This window comes from Metabacillus halosaccharovorans, assembly GCF_002019635.1.
Lineage (GTDB): Bacteria > Bacillota > Bacilli > Bacillales > Bacillaceae > Metabacillus > Metabacillus halosaccharovorans.
Window position 1 is genome coordinate 1,099,364 of the sequence record NZ_KV917371.1, and the last position, 17,982, is coordinate 1,117,345.

The window sequence follows — 17,982 nt, forward strand, 5'->3', positions numbered from 1 at the left end:
AATGAACGTTCAAGCAATCCAGAGTATTATTTTACTCGTTTCTGTACTCCTCTTAACTTCTTGTTCATCTACAAGCGAAGAAACTGAGTACGTGAAGATAGAATCGGTTGATGATGTGCGAGACATCCACAAATCGCTGTGGCTTGTCGATTGGGCATACGAAAAAAGTATAGAAGAAACCTCTGAGTCAATCGAACATATCGATAATATCCTTTTATTCACAACGTATTTTACAGAGTCTGGTGAGTTTCACCAAACAGAAGATTCAATTAATTTAATTGATCAAGTTCTTCAAGAAAAGGATTTTAAAGAAAAAGATATCTATCTGACAATTATTAATGACCAATTTATGAACGATGGTACGGTTGTTCATAAAAATCCAGAATTACTAAAAAACTTGCTTTCAACAGAAACAAGTCGTCGAGAACATATCGAGAAGATTTTAACATATGTAAAAGGTTACTCAATTGATGGTATTGAAATTGATTATGAAAAAATCCCCCTTGACTTGACTGATGAGTTCTTGCTTTTTGCCAAGGACTTGGACAAAGCATTGGAGGAGGCAAGCCTATCATTACGTATTTTAATAGAACCAAGTTTCCCTGTTGATCACTACCCTTTACCTGAAAGCCTAAATTACGTTGTGATGGCTTACAATTTGTATGGATATCATAGTGGGCCCGGACCAAAAGCGGATTATGAATTTTTAGATAGTCTTGTGGAAAAGTTCCCTAATCACTCAGAGAATATTGGAATAGCCCTATCAACTGGTGGATTTAGTTGGCAAGAAGGTATTGTTAAAAGTTTAACAAATCAACAAATACAGGACTTAATAGACCAATATAACCCACAGCAATCTCGCGATGAAAAGAGTGGAGTGATGTTCTTTGAATATATAGAATCAGGCGAAAATGTTGAAGTTTGGTATGCCGATTCAACTACTTTGACACTTTGGAGTGAGTATTTACTAGAAAATGGTGAGTATACTGACTTTTCTTTTTGGAGATCTGGTGGACTTACTGGAGAGACTCTTACAACATTTGAAAAATTAAGTGATATGGAAAATTAATAAATAGGTCATTCTTCACACAAAAGATACGAGAGCCAAAGGCGCTCGTATCTTTTGATTTTGATGCATATACTTTTTTTATTTGTGAGATTATGTCTTGAATATTTCATTTGTTGTGATGTCTGTTTTTGCTTCGCCTTTATCATAAGCACTTAAGAGAATTTGAAACTACCTGCATTCAGGTTAGTACATAAATATTACAATATCACATTCTATTTTCAACAAAAAGGAATACCTTTATGAATTGCACGATGTTGACATCTTTATTTATAGTAAGCGCTCTCTTTTTTAAAGATGAAGTGAGGAAGTTTGGGTATCATAGTATTGGAGGAAAGCTAATTAGGAGTTTTGCTCATTATATTGTTGTTTTTCAAGAACAATTTTTCTTTCCTGGATAAACCCGTTCATTAATGTTTCGATTTGTGCCAGTTTCTCGAGTGAGTCTACATCTTGAATGATGTATCTTAACGTCTTTTTCACTGACTTTGGCATATTTACGAATGGATTATTACTATTTATATCTTTCATCTTTAAATCTCTCCTTAACAGGATATACTGTTCAATTTCTTAAGATTTATTCATCTCGAAGGACATAAAAACGAGCACTCGAGGCGCTCGCTTTTCTTATGATGCATAAACTTTTTTTATTTGAGAAATTATGTCTTCGATCATTTCATTTGTTGTGATGTCTGTTCTTGCTTCGCCTTTATCATAAGCACTTAAGAGAATTTGTAACAGCTCTTCTTGTTTCAGCTGATTATCTTTCATATTCAAAAAGTTTCCTTTCTTCATTTTACAATTTCAGACAATATGGGACTATTATACTTGGAAGCTTATATATAGACAAGCCTTTTTTGTGCGAAAAATTGACATTTAAATCCCATTTTATCAGAATTAGTCACTTTTTAGTCACAATACATCCTTCGGAACCATCTCCCTTTTTATGTCCCCGGTTTGAATCTCGTCCTAAACCTTTTTGTACCATTTGAAATGAGGTATAATAGATGAATTAGGGTTTATTTCATGATTCAAATTATTCTTACTTTATATATAAGCAAAAGACGCTTTGCTTTTCATTGAAAGGAGTCCATTCATTATGCTTGGTCGGGAACTTAGTAAAGAACTTGTACTTGGTGCCGCTGAACAGATTAAACAGTTGCTTTCACATCAGGAAGAAGAGAATCGAAATGTTGTGAAAAAGGGACTCATTTTGTATCGTCAAGGCAGTATTTATAATGTGAGCACAACAAGTCATTCTGTGTCTGCCAAAGTACAGGATGTCACAAGTGTTCAAGTTGAGCTTGATTTAGATGATTTTTCGATGAGTACATGCACTTGTCCTTCTGATTCGATTTGTCGACATCAGCTTGCAACGTTTCTATATGTATATGCAAGTGTTGACCGAGTCGGCACGTTTGTTGACCTATGGAAAGAAGAAAAGCCGATTGACGATGTGTTAAAGCATGTAAAAAAGGCAAGTTCGCTTTTAAAGCCTGAAAAAGATTATGAAGATACTCTTGGCAGCTGGATTGCTTTTTTTGATCGGGAATTTGAGCGCTGGTATGAGCAGGTTACTTCTCCTAATCAGCTATTTCAAAGTCTTTTTCATCATTATTATTCTGCTTTAAAAAAGAAGGCGCCTAAGTCTCCTGAGATGAAGCAATTTTTTATTGTTCAGGCATCTGTTACGGTGTTTTTGAAAATTTTGCAGCTCATTAATGAGACGAAGCCAACCGACTATATGTTACAGCATATTATTTATCCTTATCTTGATCAGCTCATAGATAATGTTGAGGTGGCCATTTCCGAAATGAAGCGCTATGCTTTGCCGTTTGCTCTTGATCCCTATTTAGTTGATAGTGTGGAACGTTTCCGTGAGCTGCTGTTTACGAGTAAGGATTATCAATATGAGCGGACAAATCTCTACAAATTATTATGGATTGAGCTGCTTCGACGTGATAAATTCATTTCGATCGAGCGCGAATGGCTTGAGGAGCATCTTGAGGAAGAAAAGAAGCAGGATCCCTCCTTTGCGATTGAGTTCGAAATGGCGCTTATGCATATGAACTTCCTTCAATCACGTGATGAGGAGATTTTTGAGGTCATGCGCACAAAGCTTACACCATCTGCCCTCCCATTTATATTTCCTTGGGTTGAGGATATTTTCAAAAAGAAAAATTGGAAGCGGCTGTCGAATTGGATTTCTTATTTATTGAATGGTACCAACGAATATATTAATAGTTCTTTACCATTTGAAGAAAAACGGCAAACGATCCGCTATTTATTGAGATTTATCTCACAGTACGCACGCGCAACGAATGATGATGTGCTGTATGAGCGCGCATGTAAAATGATGCTGCCGTTAAGCTATGCAGAGTATCACGATTTGCTTTTGGATAAAGAGCAGTACAAAACATGGATTGAGCTGCAAACACTGTTAGGGTTCTCCCTTGATGAAATAGATACGTATGTCTTAAAAGAAATTGAAAAAAGCGAACCAGGTGTGCTGCTGCCTCTTTATGTTCAATCCGTTCAACATGAAATTCGGATGAAAACACGGGAAAATTACAAAATGGCTGTGCGCTATTTGAAGAGAATTAAAGCTCAGTACAAGAAGCTGAAGCGTGAAGAGGTTTGGGAAAATTATATTTTGCAGCTGGCTGATGAGCATAAACGATTACGTGCGTTTAAAGAAGAGTTAAAGAAAGGAAAGCTCATTCATGATTAATACCATTGAAATTGTGTTGCATGCAGAGCAAATTGAAAACAATGATTTTTATGTGTATTGCACATCTGCACACGATGAACATCATTTGGACATAGAAGAATTTGCCCGCTATCTTTTCACCTGGCATGAGTCGTCCTTCTTTGGCACAAAATTAGAAGATATTAGTTATATCGGCATTCCTGCTGTTCAGCTGTCACCTTGGATGATGGTCGAGCTCCTTGGAAAAGAAACATATAATTCGCTTGCGAGCATTGAGCTTTCAGATGATGCGCAGAGGTTGGCTGATATTGCCCATGACATTTATGAGCTTATTTCAAATGGAGAGTACCTGCCTGATTTTGAAGGCTGGAAAAATGGTGTGCTGAGATTTAAGGATGTTGGTAATGAGCTGGAGGGATTTGCTCTTGAATGGTTTTCTAATGCGATCACGGACATGATTGCACATGATCGCATTTTGCATGAGGCTTGGGAGGACATTCTTGCGTCATACCCTGTGCTCTCGACATTTCAAGGCCATTTTATTGATGAAACGGATTTTCTCGAGAAGATAGGCTGGCATAAAGATGAAACACCTTTCACCGTTGGGCTGCGCCTGAATGAGCCGGAAACTGACACAGACGAGTGGCAGATGGAAATTATGTTACGAAGCAAGGCAAATCTTGATGAACTGGTACACTATCAAGGCAAACGTGATCTGCCTAAAAAGTGGCTGCCTCATTTAGAAAAGATTGAACGTGAACAGGAGCGCTTTGCCGAGATTGTGCCGTGGTTAAGCTTTGAAACGGGTACAACATATGTTACCGAGGATGAAGCATGGTTGTTTTTAACAGATGCGAGTGAAACATTGATTAATATGGGTGTGGAGATTTTGCTTCCATCATGGTGGCAGGTTGTCAAAGATTCACAGCTTATGTTGAAGGCTAAGGTTTCTTCCACTCCACGTGGTCAGTCGTTTGTCGGAATGAATTCATTGATCGATTTCAACTGGCGTTTTGCGACAAATGGAGTGGAAATGAGTGAAGAGGAATTTCTTAAGCTTGTTTCCGAGCAGCGTCGCTTAGTGAATTTTAAAGGTCAGTGGATTAAGCTTGATCCTGCTTTTATTAAGCAAGTTCAGGCCATTTTAAAGCGAGCGGACAAAGAAGGCCTGCATTTATCTGACATTCTCCATCAGGAGCTGAATGCCAGGGATCTTGATGAAGATACAGATGAGATCGTGGATACGCGTGCGTTTGCGAATATTCAAATTGAGCTTAATCAACAAATGAAAGGTATGCTACGCAAGCTTACCGATACAAATGAGCTGCCGACACACGAGGTACCGGCTGATTTTCTCGGTACCCTTCGTCCTTATCAGCAGAACGGTGTTGACTGGCTGTTGTTTTTACGAAGTGTATCGTTCGGCGCCTGCCTGGCCGATGATATGGGGTTAGGAAAAACGATTCAAATGATTGCTTATTTTTCTTATGTAAAAGAAGTAGAAAAGCCTGAGCAGCCTGCACTGATTGTGGCTCCAACATCTGTGCTTGGAAACTGGCAGAAGGAATTTGAAAAATTCGCACCACATCTTCGCGTGAAGCTTCACTATGGTCCGAATCGACCGAAGGAAGAGAAATTTGCGGCGTCCATTGAGAATTATGATGTTGTCATCACCTCCTACGGCTTGTCACATGCTGACTATGAGGAAATCTCCTCGATTCAGTGGAGTACGATTTGCCTTGATGAAGCGCAAAATATTAAAAACGCCCATACAAAACAGTCGAAAGCGATTCGTAAGCTGCGCGGACAGCATCATATTGCCTTAACAGGTACACCGATGGAAAACCGCTTAACAGAGCTTTGGTCAATTTATGATTTTCTTAACCACGGTTATTTAGGAAGCTTACATAGCTTTCATAAACGTTATGTGTTGCCGATTGAAAAGGATCGCAATGTGGAGCAAATTGAACAGCTCCAACGCTATATTAAGCCGTTTTTATTGAGACGAACAAAACGAGATGAACAGGTTGCCCTTAATCTTCCTGAAAAGCAGGAACAGAAAGAGTATATTCCGTTATCTATTGAACAGGCCTCATTATATGAACAGCTTGTCAAAGATACGTTTGAACAGGTGAATTCTCTGGCAGGCATGCAGCGCAAGGCATTAATTTTGAAGATGTTAGGCAAGCTGAAGCAAATTTGTAATCACCCTGCCCTTTATTTGAAGGAACAGCAACCGAAGGAATTGGTGTCTCGTTCACATAAAATAGAGAAATTATTGGAATTAACAACTTCAATCCGTGAGCAGCAGGAAAGCTGTTTGATTTTCACCCAATACATCGGCATGGGTGAAATGATGAAGAAGCTGCTTGAGAAGGAATTTGGTGAAAAGGTTCTTTTCTTAAACGGAAGCGTGATGAAAGCAGAGCGTGACCGCATGGTTGAGTCCTTCCAGCGCAAGGAGTTTCCATTCTTGATCTTATCCTTAAAAGCTGGTGGAACAGGATTAAATCTAACAGCAGCAAACCATGTTATCCACTATGACCGCTGGTGGAATCCCGCTGTTGAAAATCAAGCAACAGACAGAGCCTACCGTATCGGCCAGGATCGATTTGTCCATGTTCATAAGCTCGTCACAACCGGAACCATTGAAGAAAAAATCGATGATATGCTCGAGAAAAAGCAATCATTAAACGACGAAATCATCCAAAGTGAAAACTGGATCACTGAGCTTTCATCAGACGAGCTTGAAGAGCTCTTTACCTTATCAATGAGTTAGGAAGGGAGTTCTAGATTGTGGCAACAAAACAAAAGAGTAAGAAATCGTCAGAAAAAAAAGCCCCGCAGTGGGAGAAGTTAGTGAAGTTAATCGAGAAGAAGGTTTCTAAGTAGAGTAGAGCGACAGTTTCGGCTGTCGTTTTTTTGTCGCTTAAATCTTGAGCCTTTCTTCCATTACCTTGATTCTTGTATCATGGATTCCCATTTGTGAGCTCAAATGATTAACACCTGATTTTAAATCATTGACATTCATTTCATACACTTTAAAAGCACCACGATGTTGTTCAAGCTCAGTCTCGATTTTCACAAAATGACTTCTAAATTCCGTGGTCATGTTGTCTACTTTTGTTTCTAGGTTATCCATTCGTGTTTCTAGACTGTCCACTCTCTTTTCTAGATGTTCCATTCTCCCCTCTATAGTTTCCATCCTAGATTCCAGATTGTCCATTCTACCTTCTAAGCGAACAATTCCATCCTTTACATCATGAACATCTTTAGATATATGGTCTAATTTTTTTTCGATACTGATCATAAATTGCAATACTTTATCCACTTTATTCACCTCCTTTTTCACCTATTATACCACCTCTGTCAGAAAAAATCGGCTGATCACAAATTTCCACTGGTGATCAGCCTTCCATTTTGAGGACATAAGGGGATACCATTGATTTTCTCTCATGAAGAGAAGTCGGAGACATCTTAACTTTCCTGTTCAACTAATTCACGCGGCTTACCGCTCATGAAGCGGACTGAATCTGCCACAACTTCTGTTACATACACGCGGTTGCGTTCAGCATTTTCATAGCTGCGCGTTTGAATGCGGCCTGTCACACCTACGACTGAGCCTTTTCGGCAATAATTTGCCGTGTTCTCAGCTGTTCGTCGCCAAACTGTGCAATTGACGAAATCTGTTTCAATTTCTCCAGCTGCATTTTTAAAGTTCCGGCTAACTGCGAGAGTGATATTGGCAACTGGGGCACCATCCGCTGTATACCGAATTTCCGGATCCTTCGTCAGACGACCGACTAAGATTATTTGATTAATCACCTCAAACCTCCTTTCCTTTCATGTACAACCGTATTGTAAACGATGAATCACAATTGGAAAAATGAGTAAAATACTGTTTTGTTTAACTGCTAGCTCATGAAACTCGTTTTTCATAGAAGCAAAAATAGTGTTTCCTTTTAAAACTTCAGATGTTTGGACATTTTTTTAAAAACAGTTGTAGATATTCATTGCAGGGAATTTTCAAGATATGAGAGTACTCATTTTCCATTTTCTTGTAGCTACTTGATCCTTTCATTGAATAAAAGTTTACCCCTAACAAAAAATAACTTCATGTTAATGATCAGGAGGAAAATGATGAGAACTATGAAAAAGAAAAAATATCTATTTATTCTTTTAATCATTCTTTTATGTGGAACGATTTTAACACTCCAGGAAAACAGTACTGATGCCTTTACAAATCAAGTTATTCAACGAGGGTCAACTGGGGATGATGTAATTGAGTTGCAGTCTCGTCTAAAGTATATTGGCTTTTACAAAGGGGAAATTGATGGTGTTTTTGGCTGGGGGACATATTGGGCGCTTCGGAATTTCCAATCTGAATTCGGACTCCCTGTCGATGGGTTAGCTGGTTTAAAAACGAGGCAAAAGCTTGTTAGTGTAACAAAATATGAGTACAAGAAGGGAGCTGATCAAGCTCAAAAACCAACAGCTATTAATGTTCCAGCTGGTTTTTCTCAAAATGATATTCAACTCATGGCTAATGCTGTTCATGGAGAAGCGCGTGGTGAACCTTATATTGGACAAGTTGCCGTCGCAGCTGTTATTTTAAATCGAGTGGAGAGCCCAACATTTCCCAATACAGTATCAGGAGTTATCTTTGAACCATTGGCTTTTACTGCGGTAGCTGACGGACAAATTTGGCTGACTCCTAATGAAACATCAAAAAAGGCTGTTCTTGATGCTATTAATGGCTGGGATCCGACTGAAAATGCGAATTATTATTTTAATCCTGATACAGCAACAAGTAGCTGGATATGGGGCAGACCACAAATAAAAAAATCGGGAAACATATTTTTTGTAAATAGAATCCTGGATGAATTTCGTTAAAGGTTGTCCTGGTGCTTTTCCCATATTAAGGGTTCACCTCAGATCATATATGTGTTAACAGTTCCATTAGTTTAGGTGTTTGGGGCATATTGTTCTACATTTTTGTCATAGCTGCATTCAAAAAAACGCATTCTTATATAGAATTGCGTTTTTCTTTATTTATTCTTTGCATTCTTTTGACCTTATATTGTTCAAAATCCCACTTAGATAAAAATTCTTTTGTTGAAGTATAGCCTGATTTATAGAGAAAATCGATTTCATCCTTAGTCAGTTCATAATCAGTTGTGTTGATGTCTCTAGTCGGAATTTGAATCGTGCGTTCAAGCGTTTCTTCGTTTAAATGTCGCAAATCATGGGCTTGAAGCATCGTTTTATAAATATTTTTAATAAGGTGGATTGGCGTAGGTATAACTGGATCTATGTTCACTTCATCTTTTACAAAACGGAAGCCGAATGTTGGAAACCGAGGATTTTCAGTATCAAATAACCATATTGGAAAGTTACTTAGTAAACCGCCATCTAAAATGTAGGATTTTTTACGATCTTTTGTTTTCCATATAACCGGACGGTAAAAAAATGGCAAAGATGCACTCATCATAACCGCAGTTGAAATATTTAAATCAGCAGGAGTCATCCTGTAGCGATTCAAATCATCTGGCAAAATAAGCATTTGCCCATTCGAAATATCAGAAGCAATAATCTTCAACTTCCCATCTGGCAGATCCGCAAATGTCTTAATGCCTTTTTCTAGAAGAAGTGAATCCACCCACGATTCCAAATAATTGTTTTTATACAGTCCAAGATGAATCATAAATTCTAAAAGAATGCCGAAAACGGGAATTCGATGCAAAGTTGTCTTACCGCGGAGCTTTGAAAAATCGAGTACACTTAGACGATCTCTAATTTCACAGCTTGTGTAACCGCTCGCCAAAAGAGAAGCAATTAATGCTCCCGCAGATGTTCCAGCCAATCGTTCCCATTCTACTTTTTCCTCTTCCATTGCTTGAATCGCTCCAACAAAGGCAAGCCCCCTAGCTCCACCACCTTCAAAAACAGCATCTACCTTCAAATTGCCACCACCTCAATATAAGAGTTAAGTATTAAACTGCATGAAAGTTCATTAACGATGATTCGGAATAAAGTTAAAATTCTCAATCTCCTATTCTGCATGCTACAGCATACTTAAAACTTCAAGATGCCCACTCTAAATTCCTTCCTTATTTCAATATATAGCCTCATACAAAAAGATGTGCCACTAGATCAACCTGCCTGCTTGTTAAAGACATCTATTTATCATTAAAATAAATCACTTCAGTAAGAATTTTATCCCACTCTTAACGGGCAGTAGCGATCCACACTTAAATCCGCTCCAACTTAGTAGCTTTCCTTAGATAATTAACAATTGAAAGGCCTGGGATTAAGTGATTTTTTCAAAGAAAAAAGGAACGGAAATGGTATGAGAATTTCCGCTCCTTTTTACTCTTATCGTGACATATTACCTGAAAACCGGGACAAGGAACCTGTCCCTCTGACCCACAGAAACCCATGACCCATTCATAAAACAATGAAAAACGTAACTGGTAATGTTAACAAGCTTAGTGTTGTACTAACGAGTGTTGCACTTGAAACAAATTCCGGCTCTGTATTAAATTGGAGAGCATACATGGTCGTGTTTGCTGCTGTCGGCATAGCTGCCATAATGATCATAATTTGCTTGATCATTTCATCAACTGGCAAAAACAATGTAATTAAATAGGCAATACAAGGTGAGACAGCTAGTTTGGTTACAAGTGAAAGAGACACTTTGCCTCTTTCAAAGTTTTTAATAGAAATTTTGGCAAGTTGCATACCTAATACAATCATAACCGTTGGAATAGCAGCATCTGCCACCATGTCAATCGCCTGTGTCATAGATTTTCCTAAATAAATATGAAAGGTTTGAAGGAGGAAGCCCAAAAATGCCCCATAAACAATTGGCATTCGTTTCACAGCACGAATGGCTGCACGAACTCCGTCTCCTTCTTCACTTCCTTTTGCTGCGTAATATACACCAACCGTACACATCACAAGCTGTTGAATGACCATTAAAATAATGGCATAATCGAGACCCGCTGCCCCAAATAGAAGCAGAACAACAGGTGTCCCGTAATTGCCATTATTCATAAATGATGAGGCTAAAATCATTCCACATGTTTCTTTAACAGAATACTTTCGTATATAAGCAATCAAATACACGACGGCAATTAATGAAAAACAAAGAGCAAATGTATACAAAGCCATATATATATAGGTGATTGTAAAGGTTGTTGTATAAAAGGTTCGAAAAACTAAAACCGGTGACATTAAATAAAGAGCCATCGTCGATATGGTTTTCGTTTCAAATCCAATTTTTTTCTGTCCTATATAACCGAGTGCAAAAATACTAAAGATCGGAATAAGGATAAGGAAGAAATCCACTCATTCACCTTCATTCCTAATTTCGTTATTTTCGGGTAACTTATAAGTTTAATACAATAATACGTTCCTCTGTCATTTCTTCAATGGCATATTTCGGACCTTCCTTACCATTACCACTGTTTTTCACTCCGCCATATGGCATGTGGTCGACACGATAAGCCGAAGCATCATTAATGATAAGACCGCCCACCTCAATTTCCCGTGCTGCCTTCATCGCAAACTGTAAATCATTTGTGAAAAGACCTGCTTGTAAGCCATAATCTGAATCATTTACTTTCGTAATCACTTCATCTATGTCTTTATATGTTGCAACAGAAACTACTGGACCGAATACTTCCTGTCGACATACTTTCATTTCATCATTTACATTTGTTAGAATAGTAGGCTCATAAAGCGCTCCTTCACGTTTACCACCTAATGCAATCACTGCCCCTTGCTCAACTGCTTCATTTACCCAGCTTTCAACGCGCTCCGCTTCACGGATACGGATCATCGGACCAATATCTGTTCTTTCATTTAAAGGATCACCAACAACTAGTTTTTCTGTTTTTTCCTTCAATGTATTTATAAAGCTTTCAAAAGCTTCCTCATGAACATAAACACGTTGAACAGAGATACAAACCTGACCTGCATTGTTAAAGCTTTTTTGTGCAATAAGTGATGCTGCTTGCTCTACATTTGCATCATGGTGAACAACTGTTGCTGAATTGTTTCCTAATTCTAATGCTACCTTACGTAGCCCAGCCTTTGATCGAATATACTCACCAACACGTGGACTTCCTGTAAAGGTAAACATGTTAACATCTTTATTTTCCAGTAACCAGTCGCCGATTTTTGCACCGTCTCCTGTTAACAGCTGCAAACGACCTTTTGGCAAGCCTGCTTCTTCCATTAATTCTGCTAACATAAGTGCACAAATTGGGGTTACCTCCGCCGGCTTTAAGACAACACTATTTCCGGCAGCAATAGCTGGACCGATTTTATGACAAACTAAATTGACCGGTACATTAAATGGGGTAATAGCTGCAATAACACCTACAGGAACTCGTACTGTAAAAGCCATTCTATTTTCAGAGCCTGGTGCAGCCTCTACTGGAACACCTTCCCCATGGATACGTTTTGCTTCTTCAGCTGAAATCACTAACGTTTGGGCGGCACGCTCAATTTCACCACGGGATTCCCGAATTGGTTTTCCTACTTCTAATGCAAGCACTTTGGCAAATTGTTCACGACGTTCGACTAGTAATTCAGCGGCTTTCATTAACACTTCATAGCGTGCATATGGTGAAAATGGTACCTTTAATGCCTCCTTAGCACCTTGTACAGCTGCATCGACATGTTCTTTTTCAGCTATAGAAATAGTTGCTGTTACCTCTTGATTATATTTATTTAACACGTCCATAACGTCCATTGTTTTTTCCCATTGTCCATTAATATATAATCCGTATTGTTCTGTTATGATTGTTGTCACTATTCCCACTCCTTCTTCTATCTCATAAGATCAATATGATATGTGTATTTTTCACTGCTAAACTTTGTTGTGGTAAATTCAATTGGTTGATCTCCATTGCCGAAGCTGAGTCTTTCCATTTTCAGCATCGCCTGAGCTCCTCGTATCCCAAGTAAGTCAGCCTCAAATAATGTTGCATTTACTGCTGAAATTTTTTCTTTTGCATGCTTTAAGAAAATTTGGTTTTCCTCTAATATTTCATAAAAGGTTGAGTTGTTTAAATCCTGGCATACTAATAATTCTCCGATTTTCTTGGGCCAAAAAGATCGCTCAATCACTATTGGTGTCTGGTTTGCAAAGCGCAGGCGTTCAATGACTAAGATCTCCTCATCCACTGGTACCTGAAGGATCGACTTTTCATAAGGGAAATCTCTGCTCATTGTTACTAACAGTAATTTAGAGCTTGGGACCATTCCCTTTTCTCTTGCTTCCTCTGCAAAACCTTTTAGCTTTGATAAGCTTCCTACAAATAATTGCGGTTTTACGATGGTTCCTTTTCCCTGTTGTCTTTCTAAGATGCCCTCTTGTACGAGAATGGAAATCGCCTGCCGTATCGTTGTTCGGCTGACATCAAACTCTTTCATCAGTTCATTTTCCGTTGGGATCATGGCATTTGGTTTCCATTTCTTTTCTTGAATCTGTTTAATAATTGTATCTTTCACCCGGATATACAGTGAAATGCTTTTCACAGGTTTGCTTCTACTTTCCACCGGAAAAACTCCCTTCAAGTATTAAAGATATAAGGGAAGTTTTAGATAAATACATCCGTGTTTAACTGAAGCAAACGACCAAGCTCAATTAGTTGTTTTGTTACATCGCCATATACTAACGCAAAATGCGGCTCATACCCTGAGTTCATGAGATCATAAAGGGTATTCGTAACATCTGTTGCTAAAGCTACCTCGACTGAAGTTCCAGTAAAAGGTTGTTCAACATCGAGTGCCTCCCCTTTCATGACGAGCAGTCGGTATCCATCAGGTGTATGGCTGACTCGGAAAATCGTCACTTCTCCAGCTTTTAATCCAAAGTCCATTGCAAATCCAATTTTTCGATTAGGATGTACTCCCGCTGTTGCGCCTGTAGATGGATGTGCAAGTGAATAGGCACCAGCCCCGCAATGCCAGAAAACAACCGAATTATTCTCCTCATTTACATGGACTAAATCCCCTAAATACGGTGCTCCTCCTCTAGTTAATTCTTGTAAAATATACATAGAGATCGATCCATGAATATCAGACTCACATGAAGAGACCATTCCATCTTCCGTAAACTGTGATAGAACGGAACACGGTGCTGCACCTAAATCATTAAAAAAGTCTGGCCAACATCTCATTGCGATTGACTTTATGTTTTCTTCCTCAATTTGTTTTTTTACGTATGTTGAGAACTGAGCGAATTTTTTTACAGTCTCATCCTCACGGTTTAAGCCTATCACCTGTTGCTCTGCACGATCAATTTCCCCAATCCATTCTTCCTCAGGAAGCTCAACACATTTCTTAAAGGCTTCCTGCAAATCCATTTTATGAAGAGTTACACCCAGGGCGTCTTTTAACTCATCTTCATTTGCATCTGAGAAAAAGAATCCGGGTGGGTAGTCGCCAACAACACCCATTTTTAATTGATTCAAAGATTTCAAAACACGCATCACATCAAATTTTTGATTCAATTCCGTTTGTAGCTTTTCCTCATCTGGATTTCCAAAAGCAAATGTAAATGGATGGCGGTGGTTGCGTAGAACATTGCTTGTGCTATTGCCGCCTGTTAAGGAATTTAATCGTAGCCTTCCACCTACACTTGGTTCACGAACAGACCAGACAATCACAGGCTCCCTAAAATACTCAAGCGTTTTTACCATAAATTCTCCGTCTGCAAATGTAACACTTTGATAAAGGATCGTATCAAATTCAAAGGAAGCTTTTGTTTGCAAAAATTGTTCTAGCTCTTCTACTGAGGTTAGAATTTCATTTGGTGCAACAATTGTGTGGCCGCTTTCTTCCAACCATTTCATACTTTGCTTGCGATACGTTTCTCCCGCTTCTAAATCGAATGTCTTTCTCCCTATAGGAAGATATAAAACAACTGCATGTGACATCAACTATTCTCCTTTTCTTATTCAAGCTTCACACCATTAATTGGTTATTACAAATTAAAATAGATCACTATCTTTAAAACCACAAATCATTATTTTTCCATATGGAAACTCAATCTTTCAATCGAATATTCATAGTTACCTTTTCACGAAAAGTAGGTATCTTTAATTCTATGATATGAAAACGTCTACAATATTTCAAGTGTTTTTTCTATTTTATTTCATTTTTCTAAGTTAAAAACAGACAATGATTTGCTCACTGTCTGCCTTTTTATCTAGTAAGTTCAATATTATAATGGTATTTATCACTGCGAAACTTCACTTTAGAAAATTCAATCGCTCGATCATCTAGGCCATAGCTGATTTTTTCAGTTTCCAGCAGTGCTTCACCGCCCCGAATCCCTAATAAATCTGCTTCATATAATGTGGCATTAATTGCTGAGATCTTCTCCTTGGCTCGCTTTAAGATGATTCCATTTTCCTCTAAGATTTCATAGAATTTCGCACGATCTAAATCCTGATTTTCAAACAGCTTCCCAATATGTGAAGGCCAGCATGTCCGTTCTATAGCAATTGGTTCGGAATCAGCAAAACGTATCCGTTCAATGACTAAAACCTCATCATTTTCAGGGATATCTAACATTGATTTTTCATGATACAAATCCTTTTTCAATTCGATTCGGAGTAATTTTGATTTTGGCGTCAAGCCTTTCTCAATTGCTTCCTCAGCAAACCCCTTTAATCGTCCATTCCCGGTTAGTTGCTGTGATTTTACAATCGTTCCTTTTCCCTGCTTTTTTTCTAATAAGCCTTCCTGTACAAGAATGGTAATCGCCTGACGTAATGTTGTTCGGCTCACATTAAACTCTTCCATTAATTCTTGTTCGGTTGGAATCAATGAATTTGGTGCCCATATTTTTTCTTGAATGCGCTTAATTAAAATATCTTTAACTTGAAGGTATAGAGCGATATTTTTATTGGGATCTACTTTGGTTTCCAATTCCAATGCTAACATTCCTTTCTGCTGTCACTTTTCGGACTTCATCTATTATCACTTAGGATAGGTATCAACTAATCATCATGACTATTATATCATACATACCTACCTTAATTTTATGTGTGAGTGTTACAAAAATTTGAAGGAATGCTGTACCAAAAAGGCTGTTGAATATCCTCAACAACCTTCTCGTCTCTTACATATTACCTATCTTTAGGAAAGTTTCTTTCCACTCGGAATGTTTTCGATAAAACACTGGCGGTTTTCCAATTGGAGCAGCTACAGTTACCTCTCCACCTTTATATTCCTCACCGGTCCAGAGGTGAACCCATTCATCTTCCGGTAAATAGACATTCCACTCTTTTTGATTTTCCTGATGGACTGGAGCAACAAGTAAGTCCCGGCCATATAAATATTGATATTGAATATTGTAGGCTTTTTCATCCTGCTCATAGTGCATAAATAACGGGCGTTGTACAGGAATCCCGCGTTCTGCGTTTTCCTTCACAAGTGATCTTGTATAGGGTGATAATGCCACATAAATTTGTGTCATTCTTGCTAAATGTTCTAGTGACTCGTCATCATCATCATATTGGAAGCAATCATCCGGACGATTTCCTTCATGTGTTCTCATGACTGGTGTGAAGGCGCCCATCTCAGCCCATCTCATCAGTAATTGCTTTGAACGCTTATTGCCGTGTAAACTAGTATACCCTCCGATATCACTATGATGTAAGCCGCAGCCGATCATCCCGGAAGACAATGCAGCAGGTATGACTGAAGCTAAGCCATCATCTATTGAAAAGTCTACACTTTGGTCGCCACCCCAAAGAAGTGTGCAATATTTTTGTATACCTGTATAGCCTGCGCGCATAAAGTACACAGCTTCACCTAATTTGTTTGCTTCATGAACTGCCTCATAGTTAACCTTTGCCCACAGAGCAGGCCAAGCATTATGCATGATTTTGGCATCCACCCCATTATGAAGAACAACATCTGTTGGTAAATACTCGCCAAAGTCGGCCATCCAACCGTCAATCCCGAAATCAAGCATATTTTCTTTTATGACGTTTTTATACCATTCAAAGGCTTCAGGGTTTGTAAAGTCCACAACTCCGCAATAAAACTCACCAAAGTCTACAAGGTATGTTTCACCTTGCTGATTTAATGCCAAGTATCCCTTTTCATTTGCGTATTGATAAAGATCACCCTCAACTGCTACATAAGGATTAATATAGCCTAGGAATCGGATACCTTTTTCTTTCCACTCATGAATTTTCTTATCAAGATTAGGGTATTCCTCCGGATTCCATTTCCAGTTCCACATTAATCGTTTACCGAAGGAGGTGATCCGCTTTCCTTGCCAATCCTGACACCAAACTCCTCCAACCTTCACTCCCTTAGCAAGAGCCTTCTCCAGCTTAGCTTCTACAACATCTGTTCCACCTTGAATTCCAAGCCAAATTCCATCATAGGTCCATTCTGGTAATTCCGGCTGACGTCCAAAGCGCGCTGTGATCTTTTCTACTAAACTAAGAAAGGAGGATGCTCCTTCAAAGATAATTTCCTTTGGTACTTCCCAAACTTGTAATTCATGAAAATCATTTTGACGAAAATCGAAATCAGCATATGCTGTTGTTTCCACATGACAATAATATTTATTGCTTGAAACATATGTTGGCTGTGGGAAATTTGTGTTGTAATAATCTCCGCCAGCTTTATCCTTCACATCAGCCTGCCATGTAACATAGGTATTCTTGTTTCTGCCAACACCTGGTTCTGATGTCCAAAGTGGAAAGTTTTTTCCTCTCATATTAAAATGAGACAGCTGTTCACCACATCCATACACTTTTTCATGTTGATCGGCTTCAACACGAATCCAAAAACGGTTAACACGTTCTTGGGTTTCGACAACTCTTAATACCGCTTGACTATCTTCCACTTTCAACGAGAATGTTACTGTCGGATCTTCTCCTTTAAATCTACTAAGAGATAGGAAAGCTGTTCCATCCTCATTTACAAGTGTTTTTGCATATCGAAGAGCTGTCCTCTCAATGACATAATCACGGATATCAAAATTCCCGCGATACATATCAATTTTTTCCTCTCCATATCCTACATAAACAAAAGGTTTAGTGGATGAATGCTTAACTAATGTTTCACCATTCCACACTAATTCAAAACCGTCTTCACGTACTTTTAATTCCATTCCTGTTTTTGAATGAATGTCAATCATGTTCAATCCTCTCGCCTTCTTTCA

Annotated in this window: 15 protein-coding genes and 1 pseudogene; 4 read left to right on the forward strand and 12 right to left on the reverse strand. The window is 38.5% G+C overall.

The window, feature by feature from the left end:
* Position 1 precedes the first annotated feature (1 nt).
* Positions 2-1,069: a glycosyl hydrolase family 18 protein gene (locus BK577_RS05095; RefSeq protein WP_078431949.1), complete on the forward strand. Its 1,068-nt coding sequence runs from the start codon at positions 2-4 to the stop codon at positions 1,067-1,069.
* A gap of 90 nt (positions 1,070-1,159) precedes the next feature.
* Here the strand turns inward: BK577_RS05095 and BK577_RS26840 are convergent, their stop codons facing one another.
* The 3 genes from BK577_RS26840 to BK577_RS25905 form a co-directional block, all read right to left on the reverse strand.
* Entirely contained in the window at positions 1,160-1,231 is a 72-nt protein-coding gene (locus BK577_RS26840) for a hypothetical protein (protein ID WP_483869318.1), read from the reverse strand.
* A gap of 177 nt (positions 1,232-1,408) precedes the next feature.
* Entirely contained in the window at positions 1,409-1,597 is a 189-nt protein-coding gene (locus tag BK577_RS05100; RefSeq protein WP_078431950.1) for a hypothetical protein, read from the reverse strand.
* 96 nt (positions 1,598-1,693) lie between these two features.
* The gene (locus BK577_RS25905; protein ID WP_226528007.1) at positions 1,694-1,837 is read right to left on the reverse strand and encodes a YwzD family small protein; all 144 of its coding nucleotides are present in this window, start codon (positions 1,835-1,837) and stop codon (positions 1,694-1,696) included.
* A gap of 328 nt (positions 1,838-2,165) precedes the next feature.
* Here BK577_RS25905 and BK577_RS05105 point away from each other — a divergent pair, with 328 nt between their 5' ends.
* Together BK577_RS05105 and BK577_RS05110 are read left to right on the forward strand one after the other, a co-directional pair.
* Entirely contained in the window at positions 2,166-3,797 is a 1,632-nt protein-coding gene (locus BK577_RS05105) for an SWIM zinc finger family protein (protein ID WP_078431951.1), read from the forward strand.
* Entirely contained in the window at positions 3,790-6,555 is a 2,766-nt protein-coding gene (locus BK577_RS05110) for a DEAD/DEAH box helicase (RefSeq protein ID WP_078431952.1), read from the forward strand. The genes BK577_RS05105 and BK577_RS05110 overlap by 8 nt, the downstream gene beginning before the upstream one ends.
* Positions 6,556-6,705: 150 nt before the next feature.
* Here BK577_RS05110 and BK577_RS05115 read toward each other — a convergent pair whose 3' ends face one another.
* Together BK577_RS05115 and BK577_RS05120 are read right to left on the reverse strand one after the other, a co-directional pair.
* Positions 6,706-7,107, reverse strand: coding sequence for a coiled-coil domain-containing protein (locus tag BK577_RS05115; protein WP_139367268.1), 402 nt, complete (start codon positions 7,105-7,107; stop codon positions 6,706-6,708).
* Positions 7,108-7,253: 146 nt separating this feature from the next.
* Positions 7,254-7,601, reverse strand: a complete 348-nt coding sequence (locus tag BK577_RS05120) for a single-stranded DNA-binding protein (RefSeq protein WP_026563160.1) — start codon at positions 7,599-7,601, stop codon at positions 7,254-7,256.
* A gap of 324 nt (positions 7,602-7,925) precedes the next feature.
* Between BK577_RS05120 and sleB the strand changes: the two are divergent.
* A pseudogene (gene sleB, locus BK577_RS05125) lies at positions 7,926-8,647 on the forward strand (spore cortex-lytic enzyme).
* 155 nt (positions 8,648-8,802) lie between these two features.
* On the opposite strand, the gene BK577_RS05130 reads toward sleB, so the two are convergent.
* The 7 genes from BK577_RS05130 to BK577_RS05160 form a co-directional block, all read right to left on the reverse strand.
* The gene (locus BK577_RS05130; RefSeq protein WP_078431954.1) at positions 8,803-9,738 is read right to left on the reverse strand and encodes a patatin-like phospholipase family protein; all 936 of its coding nucleotides are present in this window, start codon (positions 9,736-9,738) and stop codon (positions 8,803-8,805) included.
* 485 nt (positions 9,739-10,223) lie between these two features.
* Positions 10,224-11,126 (reverse strand): AEC family transporter, encoded by a 903-nt coding sequence (locus BK577_RS05135; RefSeq protein WP_078431955.1) that lies wholly within the window; start codon positions 11,124-11,126, stop codon positions 10,224-10,226.
* Positions 11,127-11,166: 40 nt separating this feature from the next.
* Complete coding sequence (locus tag BK577_RS05140; RefSeq protein WP_078433467.1) at positions 11,167-12,537, reverse strand: aldehyde dehydrogenase family protein; 1,371 nt, start codon at positions 12,535-12,537, stop codon at positions 11,167-11,169.
* 77 nt (positions 12,538-12,614) lie between these two features.
* Positions 12,615-13,346, reverse strand: coding sequence for a GntR family transcriptional regulator (locus tag BK577_RS05145; RefSeq protein ID WP_245823434.1), 732 nt, complete (start codon positions 13,344-13,346; stop codon positions 12,615-12,617).
* 41 nt (positions 13,347-13,387) lie between these two features.
* Positions 13,388-14,728, reverse strand: a complete 1,341-nt coding sequence (gene sftI / locus BK577_RS05150) for a sulfoquinovose isomerase (protein ID WP_078431957.1) — start codon at positions 14,726-14,728, stop codon at positions 13,388-13,390.
* A gap of 268 nt (positions 14,729-14,996) precedes the next feature.
* Entirely contained in the window at positions 14,997-15,731 is a 735-nt protein-coding gene (locus tag BK577_RS05155; protein WP_245823435.1) for a GntR family transcriptional regulator, read from the reverse strand.
* Between the two features lie 187 nt (positions 15,732-15,918).
* Positions 15,919-17,958, reverse strand: coding sequence for an alpha-glucosidase (locus BK577_RS05160; protein WP_218970489.1), 2,040 nt, complete (start codon positions 17,956-17,958; stop codon positions 15,919-15,921).
* Positions 17,959-17,982: the final 24 nt, after the last annotated feature.

What these genes read in the sequence shown, in the direction of transcription:
- BK577_RS05110 (WP_078431952.1), top strand. Translation starts at nt 3,790, where the DNA reads ATGATTAATACCATTGAAATTGTGTTGCATGCAGAGCAAATTGAAAAC.
- BK577_RS05095 (WP_078431949.1), top strand. Translation starts at nt 2, where the DNA reads ATGAACGTTCAAGCAATCCAGAGTATTATTTTACTCGTTTCTGTACTC.
- BK577_RS25905 (WP_226528007.1), bottom strand. Translation starts at nt 1,837, where the DNA reads ATGAAAGATAATCAGCTGAAACAAGAAGAGCTGTTACAAATTCTCTTA.
- BK577_RS05100 (WP_078431950.1), bottom strand. Translation starts at nt 1,597, where the DNA reads ATGAAAGATATAAATAGTAATAATCCATTCGTAAATATGCCAAAGTCA.
- sftI (WP_078431957.1), bottom strand. Translation starts at nt 14,728, where the DNA reads ATGTCACATGCAGTTGTTTTATATCTTCCTATAGGGAGAAAGACATTC.
- BK577_RS05160 (WP_218970489.1), bottom strand. Translation starts at nt 17,958, where the DNA reads ATGATTGACATTCATTCAAAAACAGGAATGGAATTAAAAGTACGTGAA.
- BK577_RS05140 (WP_078433467.1), bottom strand. Translation starts at nt 12,537, where the DNA reads ATGGACGTTATGGACGTGTTAAATAAATATAATCAAGAGGTAACAGCA.
- BK577_RS05105 (WP_078431951.1), top strand. Translation starts at nt 2,166, where the DNA reads ATGCTTGGTCGGGAACTTAGTAAAGAACTTGTACTTGGTGCCGCTGAA.